9 protein-coding genes and 1 pseudogene are annotated in these 7,355 nt (G+C 71.0%); 4 read left to right on the top strand and 6 right to left on the bottom strand.

Annotated elements, in window-relative coordinates; all coding sequences use genetic code 11:
- Positions 1–233: 233 nt before the first annotated feature.
- Together VJ655_RS02020 and VJ655_RS21015 are read right to left on the bottom strand one after the other, a co-directional pair.
- Positions 234–1,853 carry an aldehyde dehydrogenase (NADP(+)) gene (locus VJ655_RS02020; RefSeq protein ID WP_414646920.1) on the bottom strand — a complete coding sequence of 540 codons (1,620 nt, stop codon included), beginning with the start codon at positions 1,851–1,853 and terminating at the stop codon, positions 234–236.
- Between the two features lie 236 nt (positions 1,854–2,089).
- Entirely contained in the window at positions 2,090–2,506 is a 417-nt protein-coding gene (locus tag VJ655_RS21015) for a hypothetical protein (RefSeq protein ID WP_414646921.1), read from the bottom strand.
- On the opposite strand from VJ655_RS21015, the gene VJ655_RS02015 reads away from it, so the two are divergent.
- From VJ655_RS02015 to VJ655_RS01990, 4 genes and pseudogenes are all read left to right on the top strand, one after another.
- Positions 2,406–3,746, top strand: a complete 1,341-nt coding sequence (locus VJ655_RS02015) for a DNA-packaging protein (protein ID WP_414646919.1) — start codon at positions 2,406–2,408, stop codon at positions 3,744–3,746. The two genes, VJ655_RS21015 and VJ655_RS02015, sit on opposite strands and share 101 nt — an antisense overlap.
- A 120-nt stretch (positions 3,747–3,866) precedes the next feature.
- A pseudogene (locus tag VJ655_RS02005) lies at positions 3,867–5,094 on the top strand (phage portal protein).
- 122 nt (positions 5,095–5,216) lie between these two features.
- Positions 5,217–5,462 (top strand): hypothetical protein, encoded by a 246-nt coding sequence (locus VJ655_RS01995; RefSeq protein ID WP_324097721.1) that lies wholly within the window; start codon positions 5,217–5,219, stop codon positions 5,460–5,462.
- Complete coding sequence (locus VJ655_RS01990) at positions 5,459–5,875, top strand: HK97 family phage prohead protease (protein ID WP_324097719.1); 417 nt, start codon at positions 5,459–5,461, stop codon at positions 5,873–5,875. The genes VJ655_RS01995 and VJ655_RS01990 overlap by 4 nt, the downstream gene beginning before the upstream one ends.
- Here VJ655_RS01990 and VJ655_RS01985 read toward each other — a convergent pair.
- The 4 genes from VJ655_RS01985 to VJ655_RS01970 all read right to left on the bottom strand — a co-directional run bounded on the left by VJ655_RS01985 (position 5,856) and on the right by VJ655_RS01970 (position 7,160).
- A complete protein-coding gene (locus tag VJ655_RS01985; RefSeq protein ID WP_324097716.1) occupies positions 5,856–6,206 on the bottom strand; it encodes a bleomycin resistance protein in 351 nt (116 codons plus the stop codon). The genes VJ655_RS01990 and VJ655_RS01985 overlap by 20 nt on opposite strands.
- 174 nt (positions 6,207–6,380) lie before the next feature.
- Complete coding sequence (locus VJ655_RS01980; RefSeq protein ID WP_047413801.1) at positions 6,381–6,563, bottom strand: DUF3606 domain-containing protein; 183 nt, start codon at positions 6,561–6,563, stop codon at positions 6,381–6,383.
- Positions 6,563–6,739 (bottom strand): hypothetical protein, encoded by a 177-nt coding sequence (locus VJ655_RS01975; RefSeq protein WP_324097711.1) that lies wholly within the window; start codon positions 6,737–6,739, stop codon positions 6,563–6,565. Before VJ655_RS01975 ends, VJ655_RS01980 begins: the two co-directional genes overlap by 1 nt.
- Before the next feature lie 79 nt (positions 6,740–6,818).
- Entirely contained in the window at positions 6,819–7,160 is a 342-nt protein-coding gene (locus VJ655_RS01970; RefSeq protein ID WP_324097709.1) for an endonuclease domain-containing protein, read from the bottom strand.
- Positions 7,161–7,355: the final 195 nt, after the last annotated feature.

Raw genomic sequence — 7,355 nt, 5'->3', positions numbered from 1 at the left:
CTGGTCGCGGTGGGACCGGTCCAATCGGTGGAACTGCTCAGCGATCGGGCGCTGGCGGACGGCGTTGTCCGGCGCAGCTATCGCATCGGCTTCGAGCGCCGCCAGATGATCTGGATCGTCCGCGCCCTGCCGGACGGCCGCCTGCTCGAGCTGCGGCCGGGCGACGAAAACGAATGAGCCCCGCCGCGGGCAGCGACGGGGCTCGTTGTGGCGCCGCAGGCGCTGGCGCGCGACTAGGCTAGCTTCATCTTGCCATCCACCCGACGGGCGATGCCCAGCGGGTTGTCGGTTTTCAGCTCCGCCGGCAGCAGCGCCTCCGGCAGGTTCTGGTAGCTGACTGGGCGCAGGAACCGGGCGATGGCCAGCGTGCCGACCGAGGTCGTGCGGCCGTCGCTGGTGGCCGGAAACGGGCCGCCGTGGACCATGGCGTGGGCCACCTCGACGCCGGTGCCGAAGCCGTTGACCAGGATCCGGCCGGCCTTCAGCTCCAGGGTCGGCAGCAGGGCGCCGGCCAGGGTGTGGTCGGCCTCGTCCATGTGGATGGCGATGGTCAGCTGGCCTTCGACGGTGGCGATCACCTTCTCGAGCTCGGCCTGGTCGGCGCAGCGCACCATGATCGAGGCCGCCCCGAACACCTCCTCGTGCAGGTGCGGATTGGCCAGGAAGGCCGCGCCCGAGACGCTGAACAGCGCCGCCTGGCCGGTGTGCCCCTGGCCGGTCAGGCCGCGCGCCACGGTGGTGACTTCCGGCGCGGCGACCAGCGCCTGGACGCCGTGGCTGAAGGCCTGGCAGATGCCGGGCGTCAGCATGACGGCGGCCGGCGAGGCCTCGACCACCTTGCCGGCGGCCTCGACGAAGGCGTCGAGTTCGGGCCCGTCGATCGCCAGGATCAGGCCGGGATTGGTGCAGAACTGGCCCGCGCCCAGGATCATGGCGGCCACGAAGTCCGGGGCGATCGCCGCGCCGCGCGCCTTCAGGGCGGCGGGCAGCATGATGACCGGATTGATGCTGCTCATCTCGGCGTAGAACGGGATCGGCTCGGGGCGGCCCTGGGCGATGGCCAGCAGAGCCAGGCCCCCGCGGCGCGAGCCGGTGAAGCCGGCGGCCTTGACGCGCGGATCGGCGACCAGGGCCTGGCTGACCTCGTAGCCGCTGTCGTGGATCATCGAGAACACCCCCGGATGCAGGCCGACCGAGGCGACGGCGGCCTGGATGGCGCGGCCGACCAGCTCCGAGGCGCCCGGATGGGCCGGGTGGGCCTTGACGATCACCGGGCAGCCGGCCGCCAGGGCCGAGGCGGTGTCGCCGCCGGCCACCGAGAAGGCCAGCGGGAAGTTTGACGCCCCGAACACCGCCACCGGGCCCAGCGGCACGTTGCGCAGGCGCAGGTCCGGACGCGGCAGCGGCTTGCGGTCCGGCAAGGCCGGGTCGATGCGGGCCTCCAGGAAGCCGCCGTCGCGCAGCACGCTGGCGAACAGGCGCAACTGGCCGACCGTGCGGCCGCGCTCGCCTTCCAGGCGCGGGCGGGGCAGGCCGGTCTCGGCCATGGTGCGCACGATCAGGTCGTCGCCGATCGCCTCGATATGCTCGGCGATGGCTTCCAGGAAGGTGGCGCGGGTCTCGTAGGAGAGGGCGCGATAGCTGGCGAAGGCCTCGTGCGCCAGGGCCGCGGCGGCATCGACGTCGGCCTTGGTCGCGCCGCCGAACGCGGGCTCCAGGGTCTCGCCGGTCGCGGGATTGACCCCCTTGATCTCGCCGTTCGTTCCCTTGCGGCTTTCGCCGCCGATCAGAAGCTCGCCCGTCAGATGCACGTTGGTCGTCCTGCAAGTGTTGTCGTTGTGGTCGCTATAGATGGGAGCGCTAACATTACAAGTCCATGCGCGCGAGGCTGGCGTGGGGCCGAAAATCCTCCCCGCAGCGGCGGAGGTGGCCCGAAAGGGCCGGAGGGGGAGGGACTGTTGAGCCGCCTCTTCCCCCCCTCCGTCGTTTCCGCGCGCCGACACCTCCCTCGCTGGGGGGAGGATTTGGGGCGACCACGGGGATTGAGCCCCCCGTATCCCCGGAGTTCGCGAACCAGAACGCGGCGAATTCAACCGCTTCTCACTTTTACGGCCTCTCGAATGATCCGCGCCCGCTGGCGCCGTACCTTTGTGTCATGGCCGGAAGAAGCGAACAGATCCGGACCTGGAGCGAGACGCTGCAGGGCCGCATCGCGGCGAAGATGGACAAGCTTATCGCCGCCTTCGAAGCCACCGACGACCCCGCCGAGAAAGCCCAGATCGAGAAGGACGCCCGCGCTTGCGGCGTCTTCGCCCGATCGGCCAAGGCGGTGGCGACGATGGTCCCAGAACTCAAAGCCAAGCCCGCCGCCGACGAGGCGGCCAATGACGACGAGGCTTCCATGCATGACGACATCCCGGACGATCCCGAAGAGCTTCAAGCCGCTCTTGTCGCCCGCTTCACTCGCTTCGCTGAGCTGCTCGAACTCAAGCGTCGAGATGATCAAGGCGCTGGCGAGGGCGACGGCGGTTCTGGAGCATCCGGACCAGCAGCGCCTACTTAGCGCCGCCTTGTCCGATCCGCTCAGGCACCAGATCGCGCCGCCCTTCGAGGCCTGGTCGACCTGGCTGATGCTGGGCGGGCGCGGCGCCGGCAAGACCTTCGCCGGGGCCCGCTGGATCACCTGGAACGCCTTGGCCTATCCGAACCTGGCCCTGGTTGGCCCCACCTTGCACGACGTGCGCGAGGTGATGATCGAGGGCCCGTCTGGCCTGAAGGCGATGGGCGGGCCGGTGTTTAGCCCTCGCTGGGAAGCCTCGCGTCGGCGCCTGGTCTGGCCGAACGGCGCGGTGGCCCACGCCTTCTCGGCCGAGGATCCCGACAGCCTGCGCGGGCCGCAGTTCCACGCCGCCTGGGCCGACGAGTTCTGCGCCTGGCGCAGCCCAGGCGACACCCTGGCCATGCTGCGTTTCGGCCTGCGCCTGGGGACCGATCCGCGCCTGGTCGTGACCTCGACGCCCCGGCCGATCCGCGCCCTGAAGGCGCTGATGGCCGAGCCGGGTGTCTCGATGACGCGGGCCGGGACCTCGGCCAACGCCGCCAATCTGGCGCCCGCCTTCCTGCGGACGCTGGAGGGTCTCTATGGCGGCACGCGCCTGGCCGCCCAGGAGCTGGACGGGGTGATCGTCGAGACCGACGGCGGCCTGTTCCGCGCCGAGGACCTGGCGCGATGCCGCGCCGCGCGGCCGGCCCGGTTCGACCGCGTCGTGGTGGCGGTGGACCCACCCGCCACGGCCAGCGGCGACGCCTGCGGGATCGTGGTGGTGGGCCGCCGCGACGACCGCGCCTTTGTCCTGGCCGACGAGACCGCGCGGGGCCTGTCTCCCGCCGGCTGGGCCGCGAAGGCGGTGGCCGCCGCCCGAACCTGGACCGCCGACGCCCTGGTGGCCGAGGCCAACCAGGGGGGCGACATGGTCCGCTCCGTCCTGGCCCAGGCCGACCCGCCGTGCCGGGTGAAACTGGTCCGGGCCTCGGTGGGCAAACGGGCGAGGGCCGAGCCGATCGCCGCGCTGTACGAGCAGGGCCGGGTGCTGCACTGCGGTTCGTTCGTCGCGCTGGAGGAGGAGCTGATGGCGCTGGGCTCCGGCGACTTGGACCACAGCCCGGACAGGGCCGACGCCTTGGTCTGGGCGGTGAGCGAGTTGATGCTGGGCGGAAAGGCGACACCGAGGCTGCGGGCGCTATAGCGCAAATCCTCCCCCTAGCGGGGGAGGTGGCGCGAAGCGCCGGAGGGGGAAGTTGTCCTGGCCCCGACACTTCCCCCTCCGTCGTCCCTACGGGCCGACACCTCCCCCGTCAGGGGGAGGATGGTGCGCCGCGCCTTTCTCGCAACCCTACATTGTTCCCTATTTGTTCTCAATTCCGAACCCCGGAGCGATCCCCATGCTCTTCTCCAAACCGCGCCCTCCCGAGCGCAAGGACTCCCGCGCCGCGCGGCTGATCGCCCTGACCACGGGCGGGCGGCCGCAATGGACGCCGCGGGACTACGCGGCCCTGGCCGCCGAGGGGTTCGCCAAGAACCCCGTCGCCTATCGCTGCGTGCGGATGATCGCCGAGGCCGCCGCCGCCACGCCGCTGGCCGTGTTCGTCGACGGCCGCCGGGCCGATGATCACCCGCTGAAAAGTCTGCTCGACCGGCCCAATCCCGAGCAGGGCGGGCCGGACCTGATGGAGGCGTTCTTCGGGAGCCTGCAGACGGCCGGCAACGCCTATCTGGAGGCCGCCGGGGATGCTCGGGAGAATAGGTCCGTTGGCGAACTCTACGCCCTGCGGCCCGACCGGATGACGCTGGTCCCCGGACCCCGCGGCTGGCCGCTGGCCTACGACTACCAGGCCGCCGGGCGCACGGTGCGGATCGGGCGTGACGGCGACGGCTGGCTGCCGGTGCTGCACCTGAAGCTGTTCAATCCGACCAGCGACCACTACGGCTTTTCGCCGATCGAGGCGGCCGCCTTCGCGATCGACGTCCACAACGCCTCCAGCGCCTGGAACAAGGCGCTGCTGGACAATTCGGCCCGGCCTTCCGGGGCGCTGGTCTATTCGTCCAAGGACGCCGGCGATCGTCTGACCGACGAGCAGTTCGATCGGCTGAAGACCGAGCTGGCCAGCGCGCACTCGGGGACGGCCAACGCCGGCCGGCCGCTGCTGCTGGAAGGCGGCCTCGACTGGCGGGCCATGTCGCTGACGCCGGCCGAGATGGACTTCACCGAGGGCAAGCACGCCGCCGCGCGGGAGATCGCCCTGGCGTTCGGGGTCCCGCCGCAATTGCTCGGCATTCCCGGCGACAACACCTACGCCAACTATCGCGAGGCCAACGCCGCCTTCTGGCGTGGGACGGTGGTCCCGCTGGCCGAGCGGGCGGCGCGGGCGCTGACCGGCTGGCTCTCCGCCAAGTTCCCCGGCGCGCGGATCGCTCCCGACCTCGACGCCGTGCCGGCCCTGTCGGCCGAGCGCGACGCCCTGTGGAGCCGGCTGCAGGCCGCCAGCTTCCTGACCGACGCCGAGCGACGCCGACTGGCGGGTCTGGAGCACTAGATCCTCCCCAAGCGGGGGAGGCGGCCGAAGGCCGGAGGGGGAAGTTCGGGCTGTCCGGTTTCTTCCCCCTCCGCCCGCTTCGCGGACACCTCCCCCGCTGGGGGGAGGATTTGGAGATTCCCATGACCACACCCACGCGCTGGCGGTTCGACCGGCAGGTTTCCCTCGGCCTGGTCATCACCGTCTTCCTGCAGGCCGCCGCCGCCCTGATGTGGGCGGGTCGCGCCTCGGCCCGGATCGACGACATGCAGCGCCGCGTCGACGCCCAGGCCCCTGTCGCCGAGCGCCTGGCGCGGCTGGAGGAGCAGGCCACCGCGACGCGCCAGTCGCTGGAGCGCATCGAGGCCAAGCTGGAGCGCGGCCAATGAGCGAGGATCTGAAGATCGAAGGCTACGCCTCGCTGTTCTGGACCCGCGACTTGAACGACGACGTCACCGCCGCCGGCGCCTTCGCCGAGAGCCTGGCCGCCGGGGTTCCCGTCAAGATGCTGCACCAGCACGACGAGGCCGAGCCGGTCGGCGTCTGGGACGAGGCTGTCGAGGACGCCAAGGGCCTGTTCGTGCGCGGGCGTATTCTGCGCGCAACGCCGCGCGGGCGCCTGGTCGCGGCCTTGGTCGAGGCCGGGGCCCTGGACGGTCTTTCCATCGGCTTTCGCCAGGTGAAGGCGCGCACGCAGGGCCGCCTGCGGGTGCTGAGCCGCGTGGAGCTCTGGGAGGTGTCGATCGTGACCTTCCCGATGCTGCCGTCCGCGCGTCTGACGCTCAGTTCCGGATCAGCCTGAGCAAGGTGCCGTCCGGGTCGATCAGGGCGGCCATGAGCTTCTTGTCGCCCGGCGGGTGGAGGCGGGGGAAGCCCTCGATCTTCTCCTCGATCCCCGCCGCCTGACAGACCGCGTAGAAGCCTTCGAGATCGTCCAGGCGCAGGCAGCAGGCGAAGTTGCTGGTCGCCGGCTTCAGGCCCGGGAACGGAAAGAATTCCAGCGTGAGCCTGCCGCGCTCCAGGACCATCCAGCCCGGGTCGCGCGAGGCCCGCTCGAAGCCGAGGGCCGCATAGAAGCTCTCGGTCGCGTCGAAGTCGCTGGACGGAAGATTCGGCGTGGCGCGGTCGGGCATGAGGCGAGCCTTAGCATGAGTCCCGCATGGCGCTGTGGGCGGCTCACAAGATCCTCCCCCTAGCGGGGGAGGTGGCCCGAAGGGCCGGAGGGGGAAGTTGTCTTGGCCTCTTCCCCCTCCGTCGTCCCTTCGGGCCGACACCTCCCCCGCTAGGGGGAGGCTTTTAGCCCCGGCTCAGCGCTTCTTGCCGAGCTCGGCGGCGATGTCCTTGGTCATGCGGCCGACCTTGCGGTGGGCGGCGGTGATCTGGTCGCGGGTGACGCCCCAGCGCTTCATCCAGTACTCGACGGCCTGGCGCTCGGAGAGGTCCAGGCGGTCCTTGTCGATGAAGCCGCGCTTGTCCTTGAGTCCGGCCATTACTTGGTCATCCACGGTTTGCTGTCGCCCGCCGCGACGCGGGAGGCCTGCTGTCGCTGAAACTTCCCGCCCCGCGGCGGCTTGGGCCGCGCCTCCAGCGCCGCCTGCTTAAGGCGCAGAGCGCGCTGCATCGGGGTCTCCCCTAGTGGGGCTTCTGGGGGCGGGGCGTCGGTCATGGCGGCAGGGTACCCGAATCCCTCTCCCAGAGGGAGAGGGTGGCCGCGAAGCGGTCGGGAGAGGGGTTTCACCCTGGCCTCACGCCCTACAGCGCCGCAGCGCCGCCAGAATGTCGTCCGCCGTCCCGCCGGGATCGGCCAGGACCCGCTCGTTGCGGAACCTCAGCACGGCGTAACCGAACAGCCCCAGCGCCTCGGTGCGGCGCTCGTCATAGTCCTCCCGCCCCTCATGCGCGGCCCCGTCCAGCTCGACGACCAGCCTGGCCTGCTCGCAGACGAAGTCGGCGAAGTAGCCGCCGATCGGGACCTGCCGCTTGAACTTGAAGCCTCCCAGGCGGTGGGCCCGAACCAGGCCCCAGAGCGCCTTCTCGGCCAGGGTCTGGGATTGGCGCAGGCGGCGGGCGTTGGCGGTGGCGTCCATGGCGGGAGCATGCCCTTTGGATCGGGCGACGTTCAACGAAAGGAATGGGGGTTTTCCGCCCAAGGGTGAAACCCCTCTCCCTCCCACCGCCTCCGGCGGCGGGCCCCTCCCTCTCCCTATGGAAGAGGGATCCGCTAATCGCCCCTCTCCCAGAGGGAGAGGGTGGCCGCGAAGCGGTCGGGAGAGGGGTTTCAC

The organism is Caulobacter sp. (assembly GCF_035254145.1).
Taxonomy (GTDB): Bacteria; Pseudomonadota; Alphaproteobacteria; order Caulobacterales; family Caulobacteraceae; genus Caulobacter.
This window is presented reverse-complemented; position numbering and strand designations above follow the sequence as displayed.

Excerpts from the sequence above, each read along its gene's own strand:
- VJ655_RS02015 (WP_414646919.1), top strand. The coding sequence starts at position 2,406 with ATGACGACATCCCGGACGATCCCGAAGAGCTTCAAGCCGCTCTTGTCG.
- VJ655_RS01975 (WP_324097711.1), bottom strand. The coding sequence starts at position 6,739 with ATGACCGACGCCCCGCCCCCAGAAGCCCCACTAGGGGAGACCCCGATG.
- VJ655_RS01980 (WP_047413801.1), bottom strand. The coding sequence starts at position 6,563 with ATGGCCGGACTCAAGGACAAGCGCGGCTTCATCGACAAGGACCGCCTG.
- VJ655_RS01995 (WP_324097721.1), top strand. The coding sequence starts at position 5,217 with ATGACCACACCCACGCGCTGGCGGTTCGACCGGCAGGTTTCCCTCGGC.
- VJ655_RS01985 (WP_324097716.1), bottom strand. The coding sequence starts at position 6,206 with ATGCCCGACCGCGCCACGCCGAATCTTCCGTCCAGCGACTTCGACGCG.
- VJ655_RS01970 (WP_324097709.1), bottom strand. The coding sequence starts at position 7,160 with ATGGACGCCACCGCCAACGCCCGCCGCCTGCGCCAATCCCAGACCCTG.
- VJ655_RS01990 (WP_324097719.1), top strand. The coding sequence starts at position 5,459 with ATGAGCGAGGATCTGAAGATCGAAGGCTACGCCTCGCTGTTCTGGACC.